General features: G+C 65.1%; 27 protein-coding genes. 12 read left to right on the forward strand and 15 right to left on the reverse strand.

Annotation, left to right across the window (positions count from 1 at the left end):
* Nucleotides 1-128: 128 nt before the first annotated feature.
* The 5 genes from E2K76_RS14430 to E2K76_RS20640 all read left to right on the forward strand — a co-directional run bounded on the left by E2K76_RS14430 (nt 129) and on the right by E2K76_RS20640 (nt 3,372).
* The gene (locus E2K76_RS14430; RefSeq protein WP_136685060.1) at nt 129-1,124 is read left to right on the forward strand and encodes a glycine betaine ABC transporter substrate-binding protein; all 996 of its coding nucleotides are present in this window, start codon (nt 129-131) and stop codon (nt 1,122-1,124) included.
* 66 nt (nt 1,125-1,190) lie between these two features.
* Entirely contained in the window at nt 1,191-2,243 is a 1,053-nt protein-coding gene (locus E2K76_RS14435) for a proline racemase family protein (RefSeq protein ID WP_136685061.1), read from the forward strand.
* 159 nt (nt 2,244-2,402) lie between these two features.
* Entirely contained in the window at nt 2,403-2,789 is a 387-nt protein-coding gene (locus E2K76_RS14440; protein WP_136685062.1) for a hypothetical protein, read from the forward strand.
* Nucleotides 2,747-2,923 carry a hypothetical protein gene (locus tag E2K76_RS20385; RefSeq protein WP_169053325.1) on the forward strand — a complete coding sequence of 59 codons (177 nt, stop codon included), beginning with the start codon at nt 2,747-2,749 and terminating at the stop codon, nt 2,921-2,923. Before E2K76_RS14440 ends, E2K76_RS20385 begins: the two co-directional genes overlap by 43 nt.
* Nucleotides 2,920-3,372, forward strand: a complete 453-nt coding sequence (locus tag E2K76_RS20640) for a hypothetical protein (protein ID WP_136685063.1) — start codon at nt 2,920-2,922, stop codon at nt 3,370-3,372. The genes E2K76_RS20385 and E2K76_RS20640 overlap by 4 nt, the downstream gene beginning before the upstream one ends.
* 24 nt (nt 3,373-3,396) lie before the next feature.
* On the opposite strand, the gene E2K76_RS14450 is transcribed toward E2K76_RS20640, so the two are convergent.
* The 5 genes from E2K76_RS14450 to E2K76_RS14470 are packed head-to-tail and all read right to left on the reverse strand — an operon-like array spanning nt 3,397 to nt 10,762.
* Nucleotides 3,397-4,098, reverse strand: coding sequence for a DUF599 domain-containing protein (locus tag E2K76_RS14450; protein WP_246032975.1), 702 nt, complete (start codon nt 4,096-4,098; stop codon nt 3,397-3,399).
* A gap of 48 nt (nt 4,099-4,146) precedes the next feature.
* Nucleotides 4,147-6,201 (reverse strand): DUF7408 domain-containing protein, encoded by a 2,055-nt coding sequence (locus E2K76_RS14455; protein WP_136685064.1) that lies wholly within the window; start codon nt 6,199-6,201, stop codon nt 4,147-4,149.
* Nucleotides 6,198-8,915, reverse strand: coding sequence for a DUF4159 domain-containing protein (locus tag E2K76_RS14460; protein WP_136685065.1), 2,718 nt, complete (start codon nt 8,913-8,915; stop codon nt 6,198-6,200). Before E2K76_RS14460 ends, E2K76_RS14455 begins: the two co-directional genes overlap by 4 nt.
* On the reverse strand, nt 8,916-9,773 hold the full coding sequence (locus E2K76_RS14465) for a DUF58 domain-containing protein (RefSeq protein ID WP_246032976.1): 858 nt from the start codon (nt 9,771-9,773) through the stop codon (nt 8,916-8,918). It lies immediately after the preceding gene.
* Nucleotides 9,770-10,762 (reverse strand): AAA family ATPase, encoded by a 993-nt coding sequence (locus E2K76_RS14470; protein ID WP_136685066.1) that lies wholly within the window; start codon nt 10,760-10,762, stop codon nt 9,770-9,772. The genes E2K76_RS14465 and E2K76_RS14470 overlap by 4 nt, the downstream gene beginning before the upstream one ends.
* 90 nt (nt 10,763-10,852) lie before the next feature.
* Here E2K76_RS14470 and E2K76_RS14475 point away from each other — a divergent pair, with 90 nt between their 5' ends.
* The 3 genes from E2K76_RS14475 to polA all read left to right on the forward strand — a co-directional run bounded on the left by E2K76_RS14475 (nt 10,853) and on the right by polA (nt 14,448).
* The gene (locus E2K76_RS14475) at nt 10,853-11,350 is read left to right on the forward strand and encodes a DUF1285 domain-containing protein (protein WP_394343936.1); all 498 of its coding nucleotides are present in this window, start codon (nt 10,853-10,855) and stop codon (nt 11,348-11,350) included.
* Between the two features lie 55 nt (nt 11,351-11,405).
* The gene (locus E2K76_RS14480) at nt 11,406-11,591 is read left to right on the forward strand and encodes a zinc-finger domain-containing protein (protein ID WP_136685068.1); all 186 of its coding nucleotides are present in this window, start codon (nt 11,406-11,408) and stop codon (nt 11,589-11,591) included.
* A gap of 67 nt (nt 11,592-11,658) precedes the next feature.
* Nucleotides 11,659-14,448 (forward strand): DNA polymerase I, encoded by a 2,790-nt coding sequence (polA, locus tag E2K76_RS14485; RefSeq protein WP_136685069.1) that lies wholly within the window; start codon nt 11,659-11,661, stop codon nt 14,446-14,448.
* On the opposite strand, the gene E2K76_RS14490 is transcribed toward polA, so the two are convergent.
* A complete protein-coding gene (locus E2K76_RS14490) occupies nt 14,445-14,822 on the reverse strand; it encodes an HIT domain-containing protein (protein WP_136685070.1) in 378 nt (125 codons plus the stop codon). The two genes, polA and E2K76_RS14490, sit on opposite strands and share 4 nt — an antisense overlap.
* 4 nt (nt 14,823-14,826) lie before the next feature.
* Nucleotides 14,827-16,404, reverse strand: a complete 1,578-nt coding sequence (locus E2K76_RS14495; RefSeq protein WP_136685071.1) for a DUF5928 domain-containing protein — start codon at nt 16,402-16,404, stop codon at nt 14,827-14,829.
* A 113-nt stretch (nt 16,405-16,517) separates the two neighbouring features.
* Here E2K76_RS14495 and E2K76_RS14500 point away from each other — a divergent pair, with 113 nt between their 5' ends.
* Complete coding sequence (locus E2K76_RS14500; RefSeq protein WP_136685072.1) at nt 16,518-17,336, forward strand: sulfotransferase family protein; 819 nt, start codon at nt 16,518-16,520, stop codon at nt 17,334-17,336.
* On the opposite strand, the gene E2K76_RS14505 is transcribed toward E2K76_RS14500, so the two are convergent.
* Entirely contained in the window at nt 17,333-18,319 is a 987-nt protein-coding gene (locus E2K76_RS14505) for an adenosine kinase (RefSeq protein ID WP_136685073.1), read from the reverse strand. The genes E2K76_RS14500 and E2K76_RS14505 overlap by 4 nt on opposite strands.
* Nucleotides 18,316-18,960: an endonuclease III gene (gene nth / locus E2K76_RS14510; RefSeq protein ID WP_136685074.1), complete on the reverse strand. Its 645-nt coding sequence runs from the start codon at nt 18,958-18,960 to the stop codon at nt 18,316-18,318. The genes E2K76_RS14505 and nth overlap by 4 nt, the downstream gene beginning before the upstream one ends.
* Nucleotides 18,961-19,053: 93 nt before the next feature.
* Here nth and E2K76_RS14515 point away from each other — a divergent pair, with 93 nt between their 5' ends.
* Nucleotides 19,054-19,911, forward strand: coding sequence for a methylated-DNA--[protein]-cysteine S-methyltransferase (locus E2K76_RS14515; protein ID WP_136685075.1), 858 nt, complete (start codon nt 19,054-19,056; stop codon nt 19,909-19,911).
* A 51-nt stretch (nt 19,912-19,962) separates the two neighbouring features.
* Entirely contained in the window at nt 19,963-20,622 is a 660-nt protein-coding gene (locus tag E2K76_RS14520; RefSeq protein ID WP_136685076.1) for an OmpA family protein, read from the forward strand.
* A 90-nt stretch (nt 20,623-20,712) separates the two neighbouring features.
* Here E2K76_RS14520 and E2K76_RS14525 read toward each other — a convergent pair whose 3' ends face one another.
* The 5 genes from E2K76_RS14525 to E2K76_RS14545 form a co-directional block, all read right to left on the reverse strand.
* Nucleotides 20,713-21,267 (reverse strand): F0F1 ATP synthase subunit B, encoded by a 555-nt coding sequence (locus E2K76_RS14525; RefSeq protein ID WP_136685077.1) that lies wholly within the window; start codon nt 21,265-21,267, stop codon nt 20,713-20,715.
* A gap of 4 nt (nt 21,268-21,271) precedes the next feature.
* Nucleotides 21,272-21,817: a F0F1 ATP synthase subunit B' gene (locus E2K76_RS14530; RefSeq protein ID WP_136685078.1), complete on the reverse strand. Its 546-nt coding sequence runs from the start codon at nt 21,815-21,817 to the stop codon at nt 21,272-21,274.
* Nucleotides 21,818-21,895: 78 nt separating this feature from the next.
* Nucleotides 21,896-22,132, reverse strand: a complete 237-nt coding sequence (locus E2K76_RS14535) for a F0F1 ATP synthase subunit C (RefSeq protein WP_136685079.1) — start codon at nt 22,130-22,132, stop codon at nt 21,896-21,898.
* A gap of 43 nt (nt 22,133-22,175) precedes the next feature.
* Nucleotides 22,176-22,886 (reverse strand): F0F1 ATP synthase subunit A, encoded by a 711-nt coding sequence (locus E2K76_RS14540; protein ID WP_136685134.1) that lies wholly within the window; start codon nt 22,884-22,886, stop codon nt 22,176-22,178.
* Nucleotides 22,887-22,935: 49 nt separating this feature from the next.
* Complete coding sequence (locus E2K76_RS14545; RefSeq protein WP_136685080.1) at nt 22,936-23,265, reverse strand: AtpZ/AtpI family protein; 330 nt, start codon at nt 23,263-23,265, stop codon at nt 22,936-22,938.
* Between the two features lie 195 nt (nt 23,266-23,460).
* Here E2K76_RS14545 and E2K76_RS14550 point away from each other — a divergent pair, with 195 nt between their 5' ends.
* The gene (locus E2K76_RS14550; RefSeq protein ID WP_136685081.1) at nt 23,461-23,796 is read left to right on the forward strand and encodes an ArsR/SmtB family transcription factor; all 336 of its coding nucleotides are present in this window, start codon (nt 23,461-23,463) and stop codon (nt 23,794-23,796) included.
* Here E2K76_RS14550 and E2K76_RS14555 read toward each other — a convergent pair.
* On the reverse strand, nt 23,766-24,575 hold the full coding sequence (locus E2K76_RS14555) for a division plane positioning ATPase MipZ (protein WP_136685082.1): 810 nt from the start codon (nt 24,573-24,575) through the stop codon (nt 23,766-23,768). The genes E2K76_RS14550 and E2K76_RS14555 overlap by 31 nt on opposite strands.
* Nucleotides 24,576-24,605 lie beyond the last annotated feature (30 nt).

Below are 24,605 nucleotides of genomic sequence, written 5' to 3' on the forward strand. Positions count from 1 at the left end.
AAAATTTCGCAGTAAGGGCCGCCTTGCTCGGGGTGCCCTCGACGAACTTGACATAACAGTCAAGTTGGCAAACTCTGATGTCAGGACTCGTATACGATTCCTATAATAAAACATAACAGGGGTCTGCCATGAAAACACTGCTTGCTTCTACAGCACTGTCTGTAGTCTGTGCTGCCGGGGTTGCCAGCGCTCAAGACTGCGGTTCCGTCAGCATTGCCAACATGAACGTGCAAAGCGCCGAAATCCTTGCCAACATCGACAAGATCATTCTTGAAGAAGGCTACGACTGCGACGTTTCGCTGGTGCCGGGCGATACGGTTCCGACAGGAACGTCCATGGTCGAAAAGGGTGGTCCGGACCTTTCGCCGGAAACCTGGGTGGACCTCTTGCCCGAGATCATTCCGCGCGGTCTGGAAGAAGGCAAGATCGTTCAGGGCGCCCCTGCTTTGCATGACGGCGGTGTTCAAGGTTGGTGGATTCCGAAATACGTCGCCGACGCCCATCCCGACATCAAGACCGTGGATGACGCGCTCGCGCATCCCGAACTTTTCCCGCACCCGGACGATCCGTCGCAGGGGGCAATCTTCAACGGCGCGCAGGGCTGGGGCGCGACGGTCGTCACCGGACAGCTGTTCAAGGCCTATGACGCCGAGAACAAGGGCTTCGGGCTTGTCGAACCGGGATCGGCCGCAGGTCTGGACGGCCTGATCGCCCGCGCCTACGAGCGCGAGCAAGGGTTTATCACCTATTACTGGGCGCCGACGGGTCTGCTGGCGAAATACCCTCTGGTCAAGCTGGAGGCGTCGGTCGAACACGATCCGGCGGAATGGACGCGGTGCATCACCGTCGTCGATTGCCCCGACCCCAAGGTCAGCGCATGGCCGGTCGATCGCGTCTATTCCATCATGACCAAGAGCTTCAGCGAAAGTACCAGCCCCGAGGTGGTCAAATACCTTGATACGCGCAGTTGGGGTAACGAAAAGGTCGCCGAAATCCTTGCCTGGATGACTGACAACCAGGCCACCGGCGAAGATGCCGCCTATCACTTCCTGGAAGAAAACGCCGATATCTGGACGCCTTGGGTATCCCCCGACGCGGCAGAGAAAATCTCCTCGGCACTTTGATCCATCAGCCCCGCCCGAGCACCGGGCGGGGCACCTCCAACTCCCCGAACAGATCGAGAAATCCTCATGGCCTTCAAGCGTATGATTCACGCGGTGGATACGCATGCCGGAACGCCGATGCGCGTCATCACCGGCGGCGTGCCGAAGATCCCCGGTGCCAGCGTCTATGAAAAGATGAAGTGGCTGCAGCAGAACGACGACCAGCTGCGCCTTCTCATGCTCCGCGAGCCGCGCGGCTATCCGGCGCATTGCTGCAACATCATCGTGCCCCCTTCGCATCCCGAGGCGGATGCCGGGTATGTGATCATGGAGCAGATCGAATACCCGGTCATGTCGGGGGGAAACACGATCTCGGTCGTGACCGTCCTTCTGGAAACCGGGATGCTGCCGATGAAGGAACCCGTGACGGAACTGAAACTGGAAGCGCCTGCGGGGCTGATCCGCATCACCGCGGAATGCAAGGACAACAAGGTCAAGAGCGTCACGTTCAAGAACGTTCCGGCTTTCGCCGCACATCTGGATGCCGAAATCGACGTGCCGCATCTGGGCAAGGTCCGCGTGGATGTCGGCTGGGGCGGCATGTTCTATGTCATCGCCGACGTCCGCCAGTTCAAAGGGCTGGAGATCATCCCCGACCATGGAAAGGAGATTGCCCGCATTTCCTCGATGATCCGGGAAGCGGCCATCGAACAGCTGCCCGTCGCGCATCCCGACTACCCCGGAGTGGGCATCACCATCTCGCAGCTTTCCGGCCCGTCGCAGGACCCGAACGCCGATTGGAAGAACGCGGTCACGATGTCCACCGGCAATTTCTCGTGGGATAACCCCGCGACCTGGACGGGGGCACTCGATCGTTGCCCATGCGGGACGGGCACTTGCGCCAAAATGGCGACGCTGCATGCCAAGGGGGAATTGCCGCTTGGCCAGAAGTTCCGCCATCAGGGCATTCTGGGAAACATCTATACGGGGCAACTGGTCGAAGAAACGACGATCGGCGATCGCAAGGCCGTCGTTCCGACCGTCAGCGGGACAAGCTGGATCTTCGGCTACAATACCATCGTGCTTGATCACGACGATCCCTTCACCGAAGGATTCACTGTCGGGGACACCTGGGCCTGATCCTGCACCGAAACAGCGCCTCCCGGCTTGCGGCGCTGTCCATCGGTGCGACACCCTCCCCGAGCAAATCGCTTGCCTAGCTGCCTGCGCGGGGAAGTGCGAAGTCACAAGGAGGTCTAAAGAGCCCGCACCGCGCCTCCCACCGCGCAGACGCAGGTCGTGGCGCTGGGATTCTCGTTCGTCGATCCGCTGGCTTCGGTTGCCATCTCGCCGATCGGTGTCGCGGATGATGACGACCCTGCGCGCCTGCCTGCGGATGTGCGCAATATCGTCGGCGACTGGACCTCGGTCGGCCTCCGCGCCCAGCCGAGCATCGAGGGGACCGCTGCCCTCAAGCCGGACCTGATCATCGCCGATCTGAAGCGCCACGCCGGCAGCTACGACGCGCTCAACGCCATCGCTCTGCTGCGCCCCTCGCGCGGCGAGGATTACGGATGCCGCCTGCAGTCGGCAGCCGTGATCGGCGAAGCGATCGGCAAGGTCCCCGAAATGACCGACCGTCCATGGCGGACTATGCCGCCACGGTGCAGGAACGGGCGACGATGATGATCTTCGGCGCGGCGCGCGAGGAGGGCTTCTCGCGCTCGCCCTCGAATATCTGCTGGCCGGACATCACCGCCGCCCCTCGATCGACGACGAATGGAGCGAGGCGCTTTGCGCCGGAATGGCTCGCCTTGTGACACTTCCGGCCCAGGAACAGGGGCTGGGCGCGCCGACAGGCTGGCAGGATCGCTCAAGGATGCGCGGTGGCCGGACTCACCGACATGGGCTGGACCCAGGCCATCGCCGCCATCCTTGTGGCACTCGCTTCCCCGCGCTGACCCTCGTGATCCTCGGGGCTGAAACCGTGCGGGCACGTGGTGTCTGCCGGAGCCTTCCGATCTTTGCGGTTTCCGGGGCCGCCGCCTTTCTGAGGCTGATGGCACCGAACCCCGCCCCCGCCATGATCGGCGCGAAGCACCGTCTGGTCCTGCCGATGAGCGCGGGCCTCGACGCCCTGCTGCTCCTTGCCGACGCGCGATTCCGTTTCGTCGATCACGTTGCGGCTCTGACGGGCGAAAGCCTCATCGCCGCAGGGGCGCCAACCGAAATCGCGTCGGAGGATCTGGCTCCCAATGCGCCACCCTGATGATGATCGTGCGGAACGATCCGGTTACTGCGTCCGAACCCTGACCAACATCGCCTGTCGGGAAAGCGACGCGAACTCCCGCCGCCAAAGCACATAGACGGTGGCGGTGGCCGCAACCAGAAGAGGCAGAGGGCCGATCAGCCACGGCAGACATGCCAGCGCGAAATAGACCGATCTGAGCGCCGCGTTGAAGTTCTTTGCCGCGTGGATATTTACCTCCGCCGCCTGATCCGCCCGGGGAAATGCCTCGGGGTCCTCGGGATCGTTGGGCACCGCCGCCATGAGGATAGCGCAATACCCGAACAGACGGTGCGCCCAGACGAAGCGCAGGAAGGCGTCGGTCACGAAAAGCAGCGTGACGAGGATCTTCACGTCCCACACCACCTCGGGGGTCGGTTGCGCGGTGAAATCCCGTGCCAGATTCGACAGCTGCTCGCCCTTGCCCAGCAAGGCAAGCCCACCCCCGATCGCGATCATCGTGGCCGAGACATAGAAGCTGGTCGCCTGACGAAGATTGTCGATGACATTGGCATCGAAGATGCGCGGCGACCGGGTGACAAGCTGCCTCATCCAGTCGCGACGGAAATCGCGCATGATCACGGAAACGGATGGCCGCCCCTTTGGCGGATGTTCCACCAGCCGGCCGATCACGAACCAGCCCACCCAGAGCAGAAGGACGCCCATGCCGTCGACGTAGGTGAAGTGATAGAGCGCAGCTTGATTCATGACGCCTGATTTAGCCAATCATCGGATGATTGCCAAATGAAAGAGCCCTCATGCCGCCCGGCCCGTGAACCGCCCCTCGCGCAGCCATGCCGTCAGGATCAGCGCCGCCGCAATCAGCAGATAGAGCCATCCCGGAAGCAGCGCCGCAACCGTCACGTCCTGCGTCAGATAGGCGCCGCGCGGGGTGATCCCCAGCCAGCCGCGCCCTGCCGCGACGCGCCCCTCGCCCACGGCGCGGATGTCCGGCTCGCCCTGCTCGATCCGTGCCGTTCCTGTGATCACCCCGGCCAGCTTTTCGTTCGTCGCGATGGTTTCCTCGAACTCCTTCGGCGCGCTTGGGCCGACTGCGACCACCGTTTCCAGATCGCCTTGCGAGAGTTGGTAGAGCCCAAGCTCCGGCGCCTGCCATTCCGCCTGCCAGCGACCGGGCGACACCTCCTCCATCGGCAGGACCACGGACTCGCCGTCCGGCCCCGTCACGGTCACGTCGCCGGACGGCGTGTCCTGCACGGTGCGGCGCTGGATGGTCAGCGTCTCGTCCTCGGTGGTGGCGGTCAGCGCCTCCTCCTCCAGTTCCGGCTCCTTCATCATCCAGTGGGCCAGCCGCCGCGTCAGTTCAAGCTGCGGCCCGCCGCCCTCGTATCCGCGCCCCCACAGCCAAAGCTGGTCCGAGCCCATGACGGCCACCCGCCCCTCGCCCACGCGGTCCAGCACCAGAAGCGGCGTGCCATCCGCCTCCATCACCGTCTGGCCGCGGGTGGCCCGCATGTCGATATGGCGGAACCAGCGGCCCCAACCGCCTTCGGGGGCCAGATCCTCCAGCCCCTCGGTCACGGGATGGCGGCGGCCAAGATCGGTCAACTCGGGCCGGAACCCGCCCTCCATCACCCGGCCCGAAGCCTCGACCGGCAGGATCTGCCCCAAAGGAGAGCGGTAGAGGCTGTCCGCCGTCCCGAACTCCGGCCCTGCCGCCACCAGCACCGTGCCGCCATTGGTGACGTAATCGCGCACATTCTCCAGATAGGAATTCGGCAGGATGCCCCGCAGACGGTATCGGTCGAAGATGATCAGGTCGAACTCGCTGACCTTTTCGACGAACAATTCGCGCGTGGGAAAGGCGATCAGCGACAGTTCCGACACCGGAATACCGTCCTGTTTTTCCGGCGGACGCAGGATTGTGAAATGCACCAGATCCACCGAGGCGTCGGATTTCAGCAGGTTGCGCCAAACACGTTCCCCGGCATGCGGCTCGCCCGACACCAGCAAGACGCGCAGACGATCGCGCACGCCGTTGATCTGCACCATCGCGGCGTTGTTGCGGTCGGTGATCTCGCCCTCTGCCGTTGCCACCGAGAATTGCAGCACGTTCATCCCGCCATGCGGCAGGGTCACGGGCAACTCCATATCCTCGCCCACCGGGACGTTGACGGTCACTGGCGGCTCGGCGCCGACGCGAATGGTCAGGGGGGCGGCGGCATTGCCGGGCGGAACCGCTCCCTGATCCTCGACGCGCAGGGTCAGGCGGACCTCCTCGCCGATGATGGCGAAGGCGGGGGCGTTCTTGACGATCAGGCGGCGGTCCCAGTCATCCTCCTCGCCCGTTTGGATCAAGTGCAACGGCGCGGGCATCTCGGGGGCCAGCCCCGCATCATGCACCTGCCCGTCCGAGATCAGGAACGCCCCGGCGATGCGGGCACGCGGTTCTTCGGCCAGCGCCTCGGACAGCGCCTGCATCAGCAGCGTGCCGGAATTGTCGTCGCCGTCGCCGACCCGGATCACGCGCAGTTCGGTGTTGTCCAGAGCGGCGACCTCTGCCTCAAGCGAAGACAGCGCCTCGGCGGTCTGGGCGGGACGGGTGCCGATACGCTGGCTGGCGCTGTCATCCACCACCGCGATCACGATGTCGGACAAGGGCGCGCGGTCTTCCTCCTGCACCGCAGGATTGGCCAGCGCCAGCAGCAGCACCGCCGCCGCCAGCCCGCGCAGCCACCAGCCGCGCAGCCCGCGCCACAGCGCAAACCCCAGCATCACCGCGCCAACCGCCGCGACCACCCAGATCAGTGTCCACGGCAGCAGCGGATCGAAGATCAGCGTCCCGGTCAATTCCCCAGCCTTTCAAGCAATGCAGGCACATGGACCTGATCGGATTTGTAGTTGCCCGTCAGCACATGCATCACGAGGTTGACGCCGAAACGCCACGCGATCTCGCGCTGGCGGTCGCCGCCGAAGCCCCGCCCCACCGGCACCATGGGAATGCCGTTCGGGTCCACCGCCCAGGCCGAGGCCCAGTCGTTTCCGCCGATCACCACGGGCGTCACCCCGTCGTTCAGGTTGCGGAAGGGCATACCGTCGGCCGCCTCGGTCGGGACCGACGCCTCGACCCAGACGTTCGGGTTGTTGAACCGCCCCGGAAAGTCCTGAAGCAGATAGAAGGTGCGCGTCAGGACGTGATCCTCGGGCATCGGCTCCAGCGGCGGAATGTCCAGCCCCGCAGCGATGCGTTGCAGCGCGCGGCCCTCGGGGGTGGCATCGCCCATGCCGGACACGTCGCCGTCGCGTGTGTCGAACAGGATCATCCCGCCGGTGCGCAGATAATCGTTCAGCTTGGCATAGGCTTCTGCCGAGGGCGTCGGCTGGTCCGCCGTGATCGGCCAGTAAAGGAACGGGAAGAACGCAAGCTCGTCCGTTTCGATATCGACGCCCAAAGGCTGCCCCGGCTCGACCGAGGTGCGTTCGTAAAGGCGCATCGACACGCCACGCAGCCCCGCTTCGGCCAGATCGTTCACGCGGGCGTCGCCCGTTTCGACGAAGGCCAGCCGGACCGTGTCCGTCGCCTCGATCGCGCGGGCATCCTGCGCGCGGGCCTGCGGCACTTGCATGAGCGCCAGCACCAGCACGGCCGAGGCAAGCCGCCCCGAGACGCCCAGCGCCGCCACGATGTCGGCCATCAGCAGAACCAGCGCCCCGGCAAGGAAGAACCCTTTCAGCGGCTGCTCGCCCTCCGTCTCCAGCCCTTCGATCCTTTGGCCGTCGGGCCAGATGGCAGGGGCCAGCGGCGTGTCCGCCCCGATCACGTTCAGCGCCACGCGGCGGTCTTCGGCCTGATACAGTCCCGGCGGCAGATCCGGCCCCGGCTGACCCGCAGCCAGCGCCTCGCCCTGAACGCCCGGCAGTTCCCCGGCATCGTTTAGCGCGCCGAAGCCGTCCAGAACCTGCTCGGGCGTCCAGATGCGCCCGGCCAGATCGGCGGGATCGCTGCTGGCGCGGGTGGAGACCGCCAGCCGTTCCAGCATCTGCACGAAAAGGCCCGACAGCGGCAGCGTGGACCATTCGGCATTCGCCGTCACATGGAACAGCACCACCTGACCCTGCCCCACCGGCTTGCGCGTGACCAGCGGCGTTCCGTCCGACAGCGCGGCGATGGTGCGGGATGCAAGCTCGGGGTCCGGCTGGGCCAGAACCTGCGCGCCAACCTCGACCTCTGCCGGGACGGGCAGACCGTGGAAGGGGGATGTCTCGGGGAACGGGGCAAGCGCCTTCGGCTCGCCCCAGCTCATCGCGCCGCCGACGCTGCGACCGCCTTCGCGCAGGCGCACGGGCATCAGCGGGTCTTCGGCGCTGCGGCTGACTTCGGACGCGGCCAGACGCGGGCCGGCGAAACGCAGCAGCAGCCCGCCGCGGTCCAGCCAGTCCAGCAGATCGTCCGTCTCGCCCTGCGAAAGCTGCGCGACATCGGCCAGAACCACCACATCGGGGCTGGCCAGAAGCGCATCGGCCAGTGATCCTTCATACAGGTCGGCAACGGGGGCCAGCGCCTGACGCAGAAAGTGGGTCGGCGCCAGAAGCTGCAAGCCCTCGTCCACCGTGCCGCCGATCAGCGCGACCTTGCGGCGCTGAAGGCTGTCATCGGTCAGGCTGACCGCCCCGGCAGAGCGGACGCCCTCGATCTGGAACCGGGTTATGCGGTTGCGAAGCTCGGGTGGAAGGGACAGCGCGGCTTCGGCCTCGGTCCCATCGGCGGCGAAGGGCAGCGTCGCGCGGGCAAGCTCGCGTTCGGCCCCGGACGGGTCCGGCCCCGTCGCGACCACGGCAACCTCGGACGGGTCGGCCACGGGCAGGCGCGAGGCGCGCAGACGGATCGCCCCATCCTCGAACGTGGCAGGGCGCAGGGCGGTGACGGCACGGGGGGACTGGAACACGCTGACCTCTCCATGCTGCTCCAACGCGGCCAGCAGGTCCGCGCGCCCCGGATGGTCCACCCCATCCGACAGCCAATAGGTGGCGAAGTCGCCTTCGGGCAAGGCCTCGGCCCAGCCTGCGAACCCCGGCGACCAAGGCTGCGGCGACAGCCCGTCAAGCCGTGGGGTCCAAGCCTCGGCGGTCTGGAAATCGGGCGCGTCCGGCGCATCGGTCGCCCGGATCACGGCAACGGCGCGACCTTCGCGCCCAGCCTCGTCCAGCAAGGCGCGCGCCCGTTCGATCCGGCGCGGCCAGTCGCGGGCATCGGCCCAGCTTGCATCCAGCACGACCAGAAGCGGCCCTGTCCCGGCCTGACGCTGCGCGGGGTTCAGCACCGGCCCCGCAAAGGCGAAGATCGCCGCCGCCACCGCCAGCATCCGCAGGGCCAAGAGCCACCACGGCGTCTTGTCGGTTTCCGCATCGTCATCCTTCAGCCCCAGCAGCAGCGCCACGCCCGGAAACCGCCGCCGGATCGGCGCAGGCGGCACGGCACGCAGCAGCAGCCACAGGATCGGCAGCGCAATCAGCCCCAACAGGAGCAGCGGCGCGGTGAAACCCAAAGGGCCGATGGTCCACATTCAGCCCGCCTCCATCGCGCGATAAAGCCACAGCAGCGCCGATTGCGCCGCCTCGCCCGTGTGGTGGCAATGGTAGTGCCAGCCCGATGCGCGGGCCAGCGCCGCCAGCCGGTTCTTGCGTTCGGCCAGCCGTTCCAGATAGCGCACGCGCAGATCCGAAGCGCGCAGGGTTTCGTGGCGCAGCGTGCCGCCCATGGATTCGAAGATCGTGCGGCCGTCGAAGGGGAACACCTCCTCGGCCGGGTCCAGCACCTGAAGGATCGCGCCGCGGGCATTGCGGTCCGACGCTCGCCCGATGGCCCGTTCGACCGAAGCCAGATCGCCCAGAAAATCCGAGATCAGCACGACGCGGCCATGGCTGGTGACGCCTCGCGTCTCGGCCTCGCCATAATCGGCGTCATGCTCGGTCCCAAGCGCGTCCAGCAGGCGCAGAAGCTGCGCGCGGCCCGAGCGGGCGGGCGTGCCGGGCATCCCCACACGTTCCCCGGCCCGCAGCAGCAGCACCGACAGCGCCAGCGCCAGAAGCTGCGCCCGGTCGGATTTGGGCGGGCGCGAGGCATCGCCCGAAAACGCCATCGATTGCGCGGCATCGACCCAGATCGTCACCGTCTGCGCCGCCTGCCATTCGCGTTCGCGCACGAAATGCGCGTCGGACCGGGCCGAACGCCGCCAATCCACCATCCGCGCCGTATCACCCGACCCTGCCGGGCGGTATTGCCAGAATTCATCCCCCGCGCCCGCCCGGCGGCGACCATGTTCGCCCAGCATCACCGTCTGTGCCAGATGCTCGGCCGAGGCCAGGAGCGGTGGCAGCGACTGGCCAAGCGCCTCGGCCCGGAGGCGCAGCGGCAAGCTCACGCGGCGACATCCAGCGGCGCGGTCACGCGGTCGATCACCCCGGCCAGCGTCTCGCCCCGCGCGCGGGCGGCGAAGCCCAGCGACATGCGGTGGATCAGCACCGGACGCGCCAGCGCCGCCACATCGGCCACCGAAGGCGCAAGCCGCCCGTCCAGCAGCGCCCGCGCCCGCACCATCAGCATCAACGCCTGCGCCGCGCGCGGCCCCGGGCCCCATGCCAGCACATCGGCCAGCGCCGCGCCCTCGGGTTCGCCCGGACGGCAGGCGCGAACCAGATCGAGGATCGCATCCACGACAGCATCGCCCACCGGCATCCGCCGCAGCACCCCCTGCGCGGCGATCAGTTCTTCGGCGGTGAAGACCTGATGCACCTGCGCGTCGTCGATCCCGGTCGTCGCCAGCAGGATGTCCCGCTCGGTCGCGCGGTCGGGATAGGCAACATCCACCTGCACGAGGAAACGGTCCAGCTGCGCCTCGGGCAGCGGATAGGTCCCTTCCTGCTCGATCGGGTTCTGCGTCGCCAGAACGTGGAAAGGCGCGCCGAGCGCGCGGTGCTGCCCCGCGATCGTCACCTCATGTTCCTGCATCGCCTGCAACAGCGCCGACTGGGTGCGCGGCGAGGCGCGGTTGATCTCGTCCGCCAGAAGAAGCTGGCAGAAGATCGGCCCCTCGATGAAGCGGAAGGCGCGCGTGCCATCCGCCGTGTCCAGCACTTCCGACCCCAGGATGTCGGCGGGCATCAGGTCGGGCGTGAACTGGATGCGGTTGCCCGACAGGCCCATCACCGTGGACAGCGTATCGACCAGCCGCGTCTTGCCCAGCCCCGGCAAGCCCACCAGCAGCGCATGTCCGCCGCACAGCATCGCGCCCAAGACAAGGTCCACCACCCCTTCCTGTCCGATGAAGCGGCGGTTGATCGAGGCCTTCGCCTCGGCCAGCTTGCCGCCCAGCGTCTCGATATCGGCGATCAGGGATGCGTGTTGGGCCATGACATTCCTCCGGCTGGGGCTTAACCTGTCCATTAGACCGACATTAGCCCGACGGCACAAATGGCAAAAACTCCGATGGGACAAAATGACGTGAAACCGGACACCCTCATCCGCCACGCCAGCGCGCGCGGCCCCGCTCCGGTCCATCTGTGGAACCCGCCCTACTGCGGCGAGATCGACATCCGCATCGACAAGGGCGGCACTTGGTTTCACGAAGGCACCCCCATCGGGCGGCAGGCAATGGTGCGGCTGTTCGCCTCGATCCTGAAACGCGAGGCAGACCGGTATTTCCTTGTTACCCCGGTCGAAAAGGTGGGAATCACCGTCGAGGATACGCCCTTCATCGCCGTCGATTGCGATGTCGAGCCGGAGGGCGTCAGCTTTCTGACCAATATGGACGAACGCGTGATCGCCGGGCCGGACCATCCGATCCGCATGGGCGATGCGCCCTATGTCATGATACGCGGCGGGATGGAGGCGAGGATCGACCGCAAGACCTTCTATCGCCTCGTGGAACTGGCCGAGGAGCGCGGCGGGGTTCACGGCATCGCATCGGGCGGGATGTTCTTCGCGATCCATCCGGGCTGACTTGCCCGCGCCGCCGTATGCAGTAGAATGCGGCCCACGCCAGCAGGAGTAAGCCATGCCCATCGACGCGCCCGAAACCCAGCTTGTCACCCATTGGAAAGTCGCTTGCGACGGCGGCGAGGGCGCATTGGGCCATCCGCGCGTCTGGCTGACCATCCCGCATGACACGGGCTTCGTCGAATGCGGCTATTGCGACAAGCGTTACGTCATCGACCGCGAACACGCCCACGATGACCATTAAGAACGGGGATCATTGAGGCTTGGGGCCACCCGTGCCATATCCGTAGCCTGAGACAAGGAGCGGACCCATGACATTCGGCAAAGGCCACCACCTTCACCTGATCGACGGCTCCGCCTTCATCTTCCGCGCCTATCACGCCCTGCCGCCGCTGACGCGGAAATCGGACGGGCTGCCGATCGGCGCGGTTGCCGGTTTTTGCAACATGCTGTTCCGCTATGTCGAGGGGAACAAGTCGGGCGACCAGCCCACCCATGTCGCGGTGATCTTCGACCATTCGTCGAAAACCTTCCGCAACGACATCTATCCCGCCTACAAGGCCAACCGCCCCGACCTGCCCGAAGACCTCAAGCCCCAGTTCCCCCTGACGCGAGAAGCGACCCGCGCCTTCAACATCGCCTGCATCGAGACCGAGGGCTATGAGGCTGACGACATCATCGCCGCCCTGTCCTGCAAGGCGCGCGATGCCGGGGGCCGCGTGACCATCGTGTCGTCCGACAAGGACCTGATGCAGCTTGTCGGCGGCGGGGTCGAGATGCTGGACCCGATGAAGAACAAGCGCATCGGGCGGGACGAGGTGATCGAGAAGTTCGGCGTCGGCCCGGAACGTGTCGTCGATGTGCAGTCGCTTGCGGGCGATTCCGTCGATAACGTGCCGGGCGCGCCGGGGATCGGGCTGAAGACCGCCGCGCTGCTGATCAACGAATACGGCGATCTGGAATCCCTGCTGGAACGGGCGGGCGAGATCAAGCAGCCCAAGCGCCGTCAGGTGCTGATCGACAATGCCGAACAGATCCGGGTGTCCAAGCGGCTGGTGGAGCTGGACTGCAACACGCCACTCGATTTCACGCTGGAGAGTTTGGAGCAGAAGGATGCCGACGCATCCCTGCTGATGGATTTCCTGAACGCGATGGAGTTCCGCACGCTGACGAAGCGGGTGTCGGACAAGATGGGCGTCGTGGCGCCGGTCCCCGCGCCGACGCCGGTGGTCGAGGCGGAGGAGACGGTCGCCCTGCCCTTCGACCACGCGGCTTACGAAACCGTCACCGAACCCGCACAGCTTGCCGAATGGATCGCGCTGATCCGCGAGGTCGGCCATGTCGCCTTCGATACCGAGACCACCGGGCTGGACGAGATGCAGGCCGATCTGGTCGGCATCTCGCTTTGCGTGACCGCTGGCCGCGCTTGCTATATCCCGCTGGCCCATACGGTGGGCGAGGATGACCTGTTCGGCGGCGCGAAGCTGGTCGAAGGGCAGATGCTGATTTCCGAAGTGCTTGCGCAACTGAAGCCGGTGATGAAAGACCCGGCGATCCTGAAGATCGCGCATAACGCCAAATACGACTGCAAGATGCTGGCGCGGATCGGCATCGACGTGGCCCCGATCGACGACACCATGCTGATGTCCTACGCCCTGCACGCGGGGCTACACAATCACGGCATGGATGCGCTGTCGGAGCAATATCTGGGCCATACGCCGATCCCGATCAAACCGCTGCTCGGGTCCGGCAAATCCGCGATCACCTTCGACCGCGTGCCGCTGGACAAGGCCACCCCCTATGCCGCCGAGGACGCGGATGTGACGCTGCGCTTCTGGCAGATGTTCAAGCCGCAGCTTCACCGCGCGAAGGTGACGACAGTGTATGAGACGCTGGAGCGGCCATTGGTCCCGGTTCTGGCGGATATGGAGATGGCGGGCATCCGCGTGGACCGCGATACGCTGTCGCGCATGTCCAACGCCTTTGCGCAGAAGATGGCGGGGCTGGAGGCCGAGATCCACGAACTGGCGGGCCGCCCCTTCAACGTGGGATCGCCGAAACAGTTGGGCGAAGTGCTGTTCGACGAGATGTCGCTGCCCGGCGGCACCAAGGGCAAGAACGGCGCCTATGCCACCGGCGCGGACATTCTGGAGGATCTGGCCGCCGAGGGGCACGACCTGCCCGCCCGAGTGCTGGATTGGCGGCAGTTGTCGAAGCTGAAATCGACCTATACCGACGCGCTTCAGGATCACGTTCACCCCGAGACGGGGCGCGTGCATACGTCCTACTCCATCGCGGGGGCGAACACCGGGCGTCTGGCCTCGACCGATCCGAACCTGCAGAACATCCCCGTCCGGTCCGAGGAAGGCCGCCGCATCCGCGAGGCTTTCGTGGCGGGTCCGGGCAAGGTGCTGGTCTCGCTGGATTACTCACAGATCGAGCTGCGGATTCTGGCGCATATCGCCGACATTCCCGCGCTGAAGGACGCCTTCCGCGACGGCCACGACATCCACGCCATGACGGCATCCGAGATGTTCAATGTCCCGCTGGAAGGCATGGACCCGATGATCCGCCGTCAGGCCAAAGCGATCAACTTCGGCGTCATCTATGGCATCTCGGGCTTCGGGCTGGCGCGGAACCTGCGGATTCCCCGCGCCGATGCGCAGGGCTTCATCGACCGGTATTTCGAACGGTTCCCCGGCATCCGCACCTATATGGACGACACCATCGCCTTTGCGAAGGAACACGGCCACGTCCTGACCCTGTTCGGTCGCCGCATCAACACGCCCGAGATCAACGCCAAGGGCCCCGGCGCAGGGTTCGCCCGCCGTGCCGCGATCAACGCGCCGATTCAGGGGACCGCCGCCGACGTGATCCGCCGCGCGATGATCCGTATGCCGAAGGCCATCGCCGACCTTCCCGCCAAGATGCTGCTGCAGGTACACGACGAATTGCTGTTCGAGGTGGATGAGGCTGCGGTGGAAACCCTCATCACCCGCGCGCGCGATGTGATGGAAGGGGCAGCCGATCCGGCGGTGAAGCTGTCGGTGCCCCTGACGGTGGAGGCGGGGCGCGGCCCGAACTGGGCCGCGGCGCATTAACGCTGGACCATCGGCCCCAGGGGGCGGCCCGACAGGATGTGAAGGTGGTAATGCGGCACCTCCTGCCCCCCGTGCGGTCCGGCGTTGGATATGGTGCGGTAGCCCGCCCCGCCTTCGGACGGCTGCGCCTCCAGAAAGGCGCAGACCTGTCCGGCCAGACGGTGGAAATCGACGATCTCCGCCGGGGTGGCATCAAGGCAGAAGTGGTCGAAATTGACGTAAGGCCCCTTCGGGATCACCAGCACATGGCCCGGCGCGTGCGGCGCGATGTCGTGGAAGGCCAGCGAATGCTCGCTTTCCAGAACCGTCTTGTTCGGAATCTCTCCGCGCAGGATACGGGCAAAGACGTTCTGGTCGTCATAGGCATAGGCCATCGGGTCAATCCGTGAACAGGTAATGGGTGGACGCGATCTCGCGCGCCTTATCCTCGGAAATCTCGAGAAATTCTGCAAGGGGCGCGGCGTTTTCGTCGGCGCTTGCCCGCTGTCGCAGGCGGCGATATCGCTGGAATCCGGCATCGCGGATACGGTCGCTTTCATAGCGGATGTCATAGCGGATCGTCGGCAGCAGCCGGGCCATCGTCTCCGCCGGGGTGCGCTCTCCGGCCAGACCGACGCGGCGCGCATGGCCGCTCAGGTATTCGTCAGTGAAGTCGCATTCGATCTCCAGAAGGCGCACGGATGCCTTGTCGGCCATGAAGTCCTGCATCAGATCCAGATTCGCCGGATCGAGACAGATCACCAGCCGTTCCGTGTTCCAGTAATCGAACAGCATCCGAACCAGCGCGCGGCGATGACGGGTGCGTTTTTCCAGCGTCGTCTCGATCCCGCCAAGGCCCGGCAACGCGGTGGACACTTCGTTGAACAGGTAATGGACCGAAGGAATGCCGGTTACGTCCCGCACCCGGTCCACCAGCCGTTTCGCGACGTGCCATTTCTTGCAGACGACCAACACGAGTTGCCGCTCGCGCCCGATGCTGGATTCTCGTTCCCAGAAGCGCGGCGCGAAACGGCGTCCGATGCGCCCCCGCTGGCGCAGGAAGGTCAACAGCCGCCGCCCCTCGTTCGAGATGGTGAACTCCATCCCCTGCGCGGCATAGATATCGCCCAGCCGCTCCTTGAGCTCTGCCGCGTCGGGCGAGATCTTGCGCGCGAACAGGTAATCCTGGCTCAGCAGCATGTCGAAATGGTCGTTATAGAAGGTCAGCGGCATCCCGTAATCGCTGAACATCAGGAAGGTCAGCGTGCGGCTTTGAATCTCGTGATCGGGCACCAGATGCCGCACCAGCGTCTGGAAGAACGTCTCGTCCGGTATCCATGTCGTCGCGAAGAAGCGCAGCACCTGCGGGTTCCGGTCGCAATAGTCGATGATCGCTTCGATCGTGCGGCGGCGCAGGCACCACCATTGGCTGCCGATCTGGACCTCCAGCCCCTCGGGAACATCGCGCGACAGGCCAAGCCGTTTCTGCCAGTCCAGCGAGGCATAGAACCAGCGTTTATGCGTGCGTTCGTTGAACCAGTGGCGATAGTGCAGCCGTTCCGCCTTGATGCCCGTCTTGATCCAGTCCGATCGAAAGAAATCGAAGGATTCGACGTAATCGACATCGCGCGAATCAAGCAGCCGATGCGCGTATTCCGCCGATTTGATCGGCATGCAGTCGCCCGACAGCATGTAGAAATGGCTGGCATCGGGAAACGCCTCGGCGGCTGCACGCACGGCAAGCAGGCTGGCGGCGACGAGGCTCCACTCCCCCCACCCGCATTTCAGGCGCTTTGCCGCAAAGGCGACCGAAGGGTTGGCCGCCAGCGCCGACCGGATCTGCTCGAACGCCTCGCGCGGGGCCCGCGCGTCGAAGTGGATGGCGATGAAATCGCCTGCGGCCGTCAGGCGCTGGGCCTGCGCGATGATCCCGGCGGGGTCCTTGTGGCACAGAAGGATGTAGGCAATCTTCGCCATATGGCAGAACCCCGAATGTCGTCTTTCACTCACACTTGCATAAATCGCTTTGCAGGCGATTGAAAACAGCCGATGGCTCTGTTTTCTGGTGCAAGGACAGCGGAGGACGGCGAATGGGATTTCCCGGCACATGGATGACGGAAAGCGAAAGCGTGGTTTACCGCGTGGTGCCGAAATGCGCCTGTTCGACCATCGGGCAGATCATGTTCTTTTCCGACCATGGCCGCTTCTTTGACGGCGACATCCATGATTCCACGTCCGGCCTGCACAAATGGGCGCAAGCCGAAAGCCAACCGCTGATCGAGGCGAACGTCCGCGCGCATAACAGCCCGACCTTCACCTGCGTCCGCAATCCATATACCCGCGTGCTGTCCTCTTTCTTCGACAAGATCTGCGGCATCCAGCGCAACGGGCGGCGGTATCGCGGCAACCTCGTGCCGCTGCTGATCCAGAAATACGGGATCGAGGTGGGCGGCCCGGACGGCACCGACGATTTCGACCAGATCCGCAGCTTCCGCCGGTTCTTGCTGTTCGTGCGCGACACCATCCGCTGGAAGAAACCGATGGAGCCGGACATCCATTGGTCGGCCATGTCGGGCCATATCGCGACCTTCATCGTCAACGGTGGAAAATACGACCAGATCTTCTTTACCGAGAAGTTCAACGACGGAATGCAGCGCGTCCTTGACGTGATGGAGCCGCGCCACGCCGTCGATCTGGCAACCATTCCGCGCTTCAACGAATCCGAAGGGCATGGTCCGAAACGTGCCCACCCGGTCGAGGATTATTTCGACGATCTGTCGATGCACCTGATGTGGGAAATCTATAAGCGCGATTTCCAACTGTTCCGCTATGACTTCGACAACCCGGCGAACAAGATGCCGAAGGGAGAGGTGGACCTGGACGAGGTCCACCGCAAGCTGGGCGATTAAAGCACGCCCTTTTCCTTGAACAGCGCGGTCAGGTCGGTTTCTGGCCGCGCGCCGATATGGCTGATCACCTCGGACGCGGCGATGTTGCCCATCCGGCCCGCAGCCTCATATCCGTGGCCGTTGGTGATGCCCCAGAGGAAGCCCGCCGCGAAAAGATCGCCCGCGCCGGTCGCGTCCTGAATGTCGGTCGGGATCGCGGGAACATGCCAATGCTGCCCCTCGGCCAACACATGCGCGCCTTTTTCCGATTCGGTGCAGGCGACGATGGCGACATCATTGCTGGCGGCCTTGAGTGCGGCGGCGAAATCATCCGTCTCATACAATGACAGCAGTTCTGCGCGATTGGCGAACAGCAAGTCCACATGGTCGCGAATCATCGCCCGGAACGCATCGCGGTGACGCCCGACGCAGAACGGATCGGACAGCGTGACCGACACGCGCCCGCCCGCGGTCTTGCACGCCGCGATCGCCTTGGCAAAGGCCGCATGGCTGTCCGGCCCGTCGAAACGATAGCCCTCCAGATAGATCCATTCGGACTCGGCCATCATCGATTCGTCGATGTCACCCGGCGTCAGGAATTCCGACCAGCCCAGATAGGTGTTCATCGACCGCTCGCCATCCGGCGTCACCAGCACGATGCAGCGCCCCGTCTCCTCGCCCCCCGTCGCCAGCGGCGTTTCATAGACCGCCCCCTGCGCGCGCAGGTCGTGGGCGAAGATCGCGCCAAGCTGGTCGTCCTTGACCTTGCCCACATAGGCCGTCCGCCCGCCCAGATGCGCGATGCCCGCGATGGTGTTCGCCGCAGACCCGCCCGAGATTTCGCGCGCCGGGCCGATATGGGCGTAAAGCTCGACCGCTCGGGGCATGTCGATCAGCTGCATGATGCCCTTTTCGATGCCATGGGCGGCCAGAAACGCTTCGTCGGCGCGGGCCAGCACATCGACCATCGCATTGCCGATGCCGACGACCTGAAACTTCTTCATGCGGTCTTTTCCTCATAGGGACAGTGTTCGTAGATCGGGCAGATGCCGCATTTGGGCTTGCGCGCGATGCAGATGTAACGGCCATGCAGGATCAGCCAGTGATGCGCATGGTGGGCGAATTCGGCGGGGATGTTATCCTCCAGCGCGCGCTCGACCACGTCCACATCCTTGCCGGGGCAGATCCCGGTGCGATTGCCGACACGGAAGATATGCGTATCGACCGCTTGGGCGGGCTGGTGGAACCACATGTTCAGCACGACATTCGCCGTCTTGCGCCCCACCCCCGGCAGCGATTGCAGCGCGGCGCGCGACGACGGCACCTCGCCGCCGAAATCGTCCACCAGAATGCGCGACAGCTTCATCACGTTCTTCGCCTTCTGGCGGAACAGGCCGATGGTCTTGATCGCCTCCAGCAGGTTCTCCTCGCCGAAGTCCAGCATCTGCTGCGGCGTCGTCACCTGCTGGAACAGCCGATGCGTGGCGCGGTTCACGCCCACATCCGTCGCCTGCGCCGAAAGCGCCACCGCAACCACAAGCGTATAGGCGTTGACGTGATCCAACTCGCCCTTCGGCTCGGGATCAATCTCGTGCAGCCGCGAGAAGATCGCGTGGATGGTCTGATATGGAAGCTGGCGTGCCATGATCCGGGGTATGACAGCGCCCGCCCCTTCCCGCAAGTTCCGGGTCGCGCGGCAGCGCCCGCCGCCTTATCTTCCACCGAAAGGAGGCCCGCCATGACCGAGCCATATCACTACGCCGTCATCGGCCGCGCGCTGGAGGAGATCGACCGCGCCCCCGGCCTGTCGCTGGACGCGCTTGCCACCCGCATGGGGATGAGCGCGGCGCATTTTCAACGGGTATTCTCGGCCTGGGTCGGGGTGTCGCCCAAACGCTATCAGCAATATCTGCTGCTTGGCCACGCGCGCGAACTTCTGCAACGCCGCTTCACCTTGCTGGAGGCGGCGCAGGACACCGGCCTGTCCGGCACCAGCCGCCTGCACGATCTGTTCCTGCGGTGGGAGGCGATGAGCCCCGGCGAATACGCGCTGGGCGGCGCGGGCCTGCGGATCGGGTGGGCGCTGGCCCCCACCCCCTTCGGCGAGGCGCTGGTGATGGCCACCGACCGCGGCATCTGCGGCATCGGCTTCACGGACGAAACGGGCTTCGACGCCGCGATGGAGGATCTGACCCGCCGCTGGCCCCGCGCGGATTATCGCCCCGAACCGTCGGTCGCCGCGCTGCTGGATCTTTCCGAAGTGCCGCTGCACCTGATCGGCGCGCCCTTCCAGATCAAGGTGTGGGAGGCACTGCTGCGCATCCCCACCGGCCATGTCTCGACCTATTCCTCCGTCGCCGAAGCCATCGGAAACCCCAAGGCCGTCCGCGCCGTTGGCACCGCCATCGGCCGCAACCCCGTCAGCTGGCTGATCCCCTGCCACCGTGCCCTGCGCAAGACGGGCGAGCTTGGCGGCTATCACTGGGGCCTGCCCCGCAAGCGGTCGATGCTGGCATGGGAAGCCGCGCGCCATGACGCACATAGGCGTGATCCCGCCACAGCCGCGCCGGAACTATCGGAAACCGGCGCGCGTTGATATAGCACATTTGCGCGCAAATCGCGCGGACGCACATAACGAGGCGGCAAGATGAATTTCAAAACCCCCATTCTTCTGGGCACCGTGGCCATGCTGGCTCTTGCAGGTTGCGCCGATCCCTACGGCACCGGCGTTCCCGCCGGACAGCAGCAGCGCACCGCTGCAGGCGCAGCCGGCGGCGCGCTCATCGGCGGCCTGATCGGCGCATCCTCCAGCGAAGACAAGCTGGCCAAGGGCATCGCGGGCGCATTGGTCGGCGGCGCACTGGGCGGCGCGGTCGGGGCCGAGATGGACCGACAGGCTGCAGCCTTGCGCAACGCCACCAGCTCCAACGTCGGCGTGACGAACCAGGGCAACCAATTGGTCGTGACCATGCCGCAGGACATCCTGTTCGCGACCGACAGCGCCAACCTGCGCCCCGACCTGCTGCGCGACCTGCAAGCCGTGTCGCAGAACCTGATCCAATACCCGAACTCGGTCATCCAGATCGTCGGCCACACCGACAATACGGGCAGCGCCGCCTATAACCAGGACCTGTCGGAACGCCGCGCCCGTTCGGTCGCCTCGTCGCTCATCTCGAACGGTGTGCCGTCGAACCGCGTCTCGTCCTACGGCGTGGGCCTGTCGCAGCCGATCGCGTCGAACAACACCGCCGAGGGTCGCGCGCAGAACCGCCGCGTGGATATCGTCATCCGCCCGATCCAGCGTTGATCACCGGGGCTGGCCGCAGGGCCAGCCCAAGCATCACAGCAAAAAGGCCGGTCTTTCGACCGGCCTTTTTTCATTGGGATCAGCAGCGATTCAGTGCAGCTTCGCACCGACCTGATCGATGGCCGCATCGACCGAAGCCGAACGCGCACCCGGCGTCATCTGACGCGACAGCACGTCCGCAGCAGCGGCGACAGCGACGGAAACCGCACGCTCGCGCACCTCGCGCACCGCACCAGCTTCGGCGGCAGCGATCTGCTCCTCGGCAGCCTGAAGACGGCGTGCGATCGAGGACGCAAGGTCGGCCTTCGCCTGCTCGGCAGCGGCCAGAGCTTCCTCGCGTGCTTTCGACACGATCCGCTCGGACTGCTCCAGCACTTCCTTCTGCTTGCGCTCATAGGACGCCAGAAGCGTCTTCGCCTCTTCGCGCAGTGCCTTCGCCTCGTCCAGCTCGGTGCGGATGGTCACCGCGCGCTTGTCCAGCAGACCGGACAGCTTCGCCGGAACCCCAGCCCAAACCAGGATCGCCACGAAGACGATGAACGCGATCAGAACGATCAGGTTCGTGTTCGCGAGCGAGAAGAACGGGCCTTCCGCAGCCAGCGCGGGCGTTGCGGCAAGTGCCAGCAGGATGGTCAGATATTTCATCGGATCACCCCTTCATCCGCTCGGCAACGGCCGCTTCGACCGCTGCCTGATCCGCCTGACCGCCAAGCGCCGAAACCAGCGCGCCGGTCGTGTCTTTCGCAACTTCGGTCACGCTTGCCAGCGCGTTGTCGCGAATCTCGGCGATGCGGCGCTCGGACTCAGCCGAACGGGCCGCGATCTCGGCATCGGCCTTCGCCGTCGCCACGTCCAGATCGGCCTGGATCGAAGCCTTCGCCTCGGCCACGATCTTCGCCGCATCTTCGCGCGCCTTGGCCAGCGCCGCGTTATAGGCTTTCTCGGCGTCCAGCGCCTTCTGCTTCAGCTCTTCTGCCGCCAGCAGGTCATTCGTGATCGTGCCGCGACGTTCGGCCAGAACCGCCCCGATCCGGGGAAGGGCCACGCGCGTCAGCACGAGGTAAATCGCCACGAGGGCGACGAGCAGCCAGAAGATCTGGTTCGGCCAGTTCGTCACGTCCAGCTGGGGCATACCCCCGGCAGGAGCGGCGTGTCCGGCGGCCGCGTCGGCTACATCATCAACTACGGTTGCCATGGTCTTCTCCGGCTGGCGTCAAGGATCAGGCCGGAAGGGCGAAAGCCCCCCCGGCCGGAAGATCGATGCAGACCGTTATCAGACGGCGAACATCAGCAGCAGGGCGATCAGGAACGAGAAGATGCCCAGAGCTTCGGCAAATGCGATGCCGACGAAGAGGTTGGCGGTCTGCGACGGAGCAGCCGACGGGTTGCGCAGGGCGCCTTCGAGGAACTTGCCAGCGATGTTACCAACACCGAGGCCAGCGCCTGCCAGACCGAATGCCGCAAGACCGGCACCGATGTATTTGCCCATAAGCGCGAGTTCGCCTTCCATAGTGATGCTCCTTGTATCTGGAATGGCTGGAGGGGATCGGACCTTAGTGGTGGGCGTCGCCCACCGCGTCCTTCAGATAGACGCAGGTCAGAATGGTGAAAACGTAAGCCTGAACGACTGCAACCAGCAGTTCGAGACCATAGATCGCGGTCACGGCACCAACGGCGATCGGCGACAGGATCGCCATCGACGCGAAGCCGGCGAACACCTTGATGACGGCGTGGCCAGCCATCAGGTTGCCCGCAAGACGAATGGAGTGGCTGACGGGGCGCACGAAGTAGGAGATGACCTCGATCACGGCCAGGATCGGACGCAGCGCCAGCGGGGCCGAGGTGACCCAGAACATCGCGAGGAACGCCGGACCCTTGCGGACGAGGCCGAGGATCGTGATCCCGAAGAACACCAGCAGCGCCAGCGTGATCGTCACCGCCAGCGAGCTGGTCGTGGTGAAGGACATCGGGATCAGGCCCAGAAGGTTGGCGAACAGGATGAACAGGAACACCGTCATCACATAGGGGAAGTATTTCACCCCTTCGTGGCCGGTCACTTCCTCGACCATGTTGTGCACGAAGCCATAGATCATCTCGGCCACCGACTGGCTGCGCGAGGGGATGATGGCGCGGCGGCTGGTGCCGAAGACCATGACCAGCACGACGCAAACGACGGCCAGTGCGAGCCAAAGCGTCACGTTGGTAACGGTGTACCACTGGATCGGCCCGTCGCCGAACAGCGGCCTGACGATGAACTGATCCATCGGATGGATCGCAAAACCGCTGCCGCCTGCCGCTTCCGTCGCCACGATCTCAGTTCCCTTTCTTCGGGGTGTCGCCACCCTTTTCGTGTTGTTCCTGCACCATTTTCGCGGTGCCGAGCATCGTCTTCACGCCGGCAGCAAAGCCGAACAGGCAGAACGTGACCAGAAAGATCGGCATCGTGCCGAACAGCCAGTCCAGACCGTATCCGATGGACAGCCCGATCAGCATTCCCGAGAGAAGCTCCGTCACCATCCGCCAGCCGATCTCTCCACCGGAGAACGCCTTGCCCGCCTCGGTCCGCGCCTTCGGACCCCCTTTGACCTTCGCAATCCGCGCCTCAAGGTCGCGCATGCGTTGGTGATCGGGGTCCTCCGACATAGAAAACGTCCCTTTAGCAGTTGCCAGCTTGCTAATGGGCAAACCCCTCCGAGTCAACACGAAGGAAAACCAATCAATACAGCACCTTAAGACAGCACCCTCTCTCATCACCTCTCGCCCCCGTGAACGAAGTTCAACCCGGTGGTTTAGCATCGCCCATTGACGCCCCCCTTCCCCACCCCCAAAGCTGCGGCGATGAACGCGCTCGACACCGTCTTTTCCGCCCTTGCCGACCCGACCCGCCGCGCGATCCTCTCGATGCTGCTGGAGGATGACATGGCCGTGACCGATGTGGCCGAACCCTTTCAGATGTCGCTGGCGGCGATTTCCAAACACCTTTCGGTTCTGGCCGATGCGGGCCTGATCACGCAGGAAAAGCGCGGGCGGGTGAAATGGTGCAAGCTGGAGCCGGACGCCCTGCGCGCGGCCTCGGTCTGGATGCAGGGGTTCGGACAGTTCGACCCCGTGGACCTCGATGCGTTCGAGGCATTCCTCGTCGATCAGAAATTGACCGACACGCCCGGAAGCTGAAGTTCCGTCACCAGATCGCGCACCTCCTGCCGGGCGGCGATGTTCGACAGGTTCAGGCTTTCCACCCCGGTATCCTTCAGATCCAGCAGCGTCAGCCCGCGCGGAAACAGCTCGCGGAAGATCACCCGTTCGGAAAAGCCGGGCGACACGCGGAAGCCGATGCGGCGCGAGAGTTCCTCCAGCGCGGCGCCGACCTTCTTCTTGTTGTGCATCTGCTGCGCGCCAAGGCGGTTGCGCAGAACGATCCAGTCGATCGGCTTCAGCCCCGCCTGCGCCCGCATCTGCCGCGCATTCCAGACCATCTCGGAATAGATCGACGGCCCCTTGACCTTGCCCGTTTCCGCATCCACGCGCGCCAGCAGGTCGAAATCGATGAAACTGTCGTTCAGCGGCGTGATCAGCGTGTCGGCCAGCGTATGCGCCACCTGCGCCAGACGCGTGTGCGATCCGGGGCAGTCGATGAAGATGAAATCCGAAACCGGCTCCAACTGCGCCACGGCAGCCGACAGGCGCTGATCGAAAGGGTTTTCGCCGGGATTTGCCAGCGCCGGGTCCAGTTCCGGCAGCATAAGATAATTCGGCGAGGGGATAGCCAGCCCGGTCCGCTCCACGAAGGCTTTCCGGTTTTCGACGTAACGGCCGAAGCTGCGTTGGCGAACATCAAGGTCCAGCGCGCCGACCCGGTGGCCCATGCGAACCAGCGCGGTCGCGACATGCATGCAGGTGGTGGACTTGCCCGACCCGCCCTTCTCGTTCCCCACGACGATGATATGCGCCACGGCAGCCCTCTCTATTCCGTGAACAGGGCT

It is taken from the genome of Falsirhodobacter xinxiangensis, assembly GCF_004959935.1.
Taxonomy (GTDB): Bacteria; Pseudomonadota; Alphaproteobacteria; order Rhodobacterales; family Rhodobacteraceae; genus Falsirhodobacter; species Falsirhodobacter xinxiangensis.

What these genes read in the sequence shown, in the direction of transcription:
- E2K76_RS14430 (WP_136685060.1), top strand. Translation starts at nt 129, where the DNA reads ATGAAAACACTGCTTGCTTCTACAGCACTGTCTGTAGTCTGTGCTGCC.
- E2K76_RS14435 (WP_136685061.1), top strand. Translation starts at nt 1,191, where the DNA reads ATGGCCTTCAAGCGTATGATTCACGCGGTGGATACGCATGCCGGAACG.
- E2K76_RS20385 (WP_169053325.1), top strand. Translation starts at nt 2,747, where the DNA reads ATGGCGGACTATGCCGCCACGGTGCAGGAACGGGCGACGATGATGATC.
- E2K76_RS14450 (WP_246032975.1), bottom strand. Translation starts at nt 4,098, where the DNA reads ATGAATCAAGCTGCGCTCTATCACTTCACCTACGTCGACGGCATGGGC.
- E2K76_RS14460 (WP_136685065.1), bottom strand. Translation starts at nt 8,915, where the DNA reads ATGTGGACCATCGGCCCTTTGGGTTTCACCGCGCCGCTGCTCCTGTTG.
- E2K76_RS14470 (WP_136685066.1), bottom strand. Translation starts at nt 10,762, where the DNA reads ATGGCCCAACACGCATCCCTGATCGCCGATATCGAGACGCTGGGCGGC.
- E2K76_RS14480 (WP_136685068.1), top strand. Translation starts at nt 11,406, where the DNA reads ATGCCCATCGACGCGCCCGAAACCCAGCTTGTCACCCATTGGAAAGTC.
- polA (WP_136685069.1), top strand. Translation starts at nt 11,659, where the DNA reads ATGACATTCGGCAAAGGCCACCACCTTCACCTGATCGACGGCTCCGCC.
- E2K76_RS14490 (WP_136685070.1), bottom strand. Translation starts at nt 14,822, where the DNA reads ATGGCCTATGCCTATGACGACCAGAACGTCTTTGCCCGTATCCTGCGC.
- E2K76_RS14495 (WP_136685071.1), bottom strand. Translation starts at nt 16,404, where the DNA reads ATGGCGAAGATTGCCTACATCCTTCTGTGCCACAAGGACCCCGCCGGG.
- E2K76_RS14500 (WP_136685072.1), top strand. Translation starts at nt 16,518, where the DNA reads ATGGGATTTCCCGGCACATGGATGACGGAAAGCGAAAGCGTGGTTTAC.
- E2K76_RS14505 (WP_136685073.1), bottom strand. Translation starts at nt 18,319, where the DNA reads ATGAAGAAGTTTCAGGTCGTCGGCATCGGCAATGCGATGGTCGATGTG.
- nth (WP_136685074.1), bottom strand. Translation starts at nt 18,960, where the DNA reads ATGGCACGCCAGCTTCCATATCAGACCATCCACGCGATCTTCTCGCGG.
- E2K76_RS14515 (WP_136685075.1), top strand. Translation starts at nt 19,054, where the DNA reads ATGACCGAGCCATATCACTACGCCGTCATCGGCCGCGCGCTGGAGGAG.
- E2K76_RS14520 (WP_136685076.1), top strand. Translation starts at nt 19,963, where the DNA reads ATGAATTTCAAAACCCCCATTCTTCTGGGCACCGTGGCCATGCTGGCT.
- E2K76_RS14525 (WP_136685077.1), bottom strand. Translation starts at nt 21,267, where the DNA reads ATGAAATATCTGACCATCCTGCTGGCACTTGCCGCAACGCCCGCGCTG.
- E2K76_RS14530 (WP_136685078.1), bottom strand. Translation starts at nt 21,817, where the DNA reads ATGGCAACCGTAGTTGATGATGTAGCCGACGCGGCCGCCGGACACGCC.
- E2K76_RS14535 (WP_136685079.1), bottom strand. Translation starts at nt 22,132, where the DNA reads ATGGAAGGCGAACTCGCGCTTATGGGCAAATACATCGGTGCCGGTCTT.
- E2K76_RS14540 (WP_136685134.1), bottom strand. Translation starts at nt 22,886, where the DNA reads ATGGATCAGTTCATCGTCAGGCCGCTGTTCGGCGACGGGCCGATCCAG.
- E2K76_RS14545 (WP_136685080.1), bottom strand. Translation starts at nt 23,265, where the DNA reads ATGTCGGAGGACCCCGATCACCAACGCATGCGCGACCTTGAGGCGCGG.
- E2K76_RS14550 (WP_136685081.1), top strand. Translation starts at nt 23,461, where the DNA reads ATGAACGCGCTCGACACCGTCTTTTCCGCCCTTGCCGACCCGACCCGC.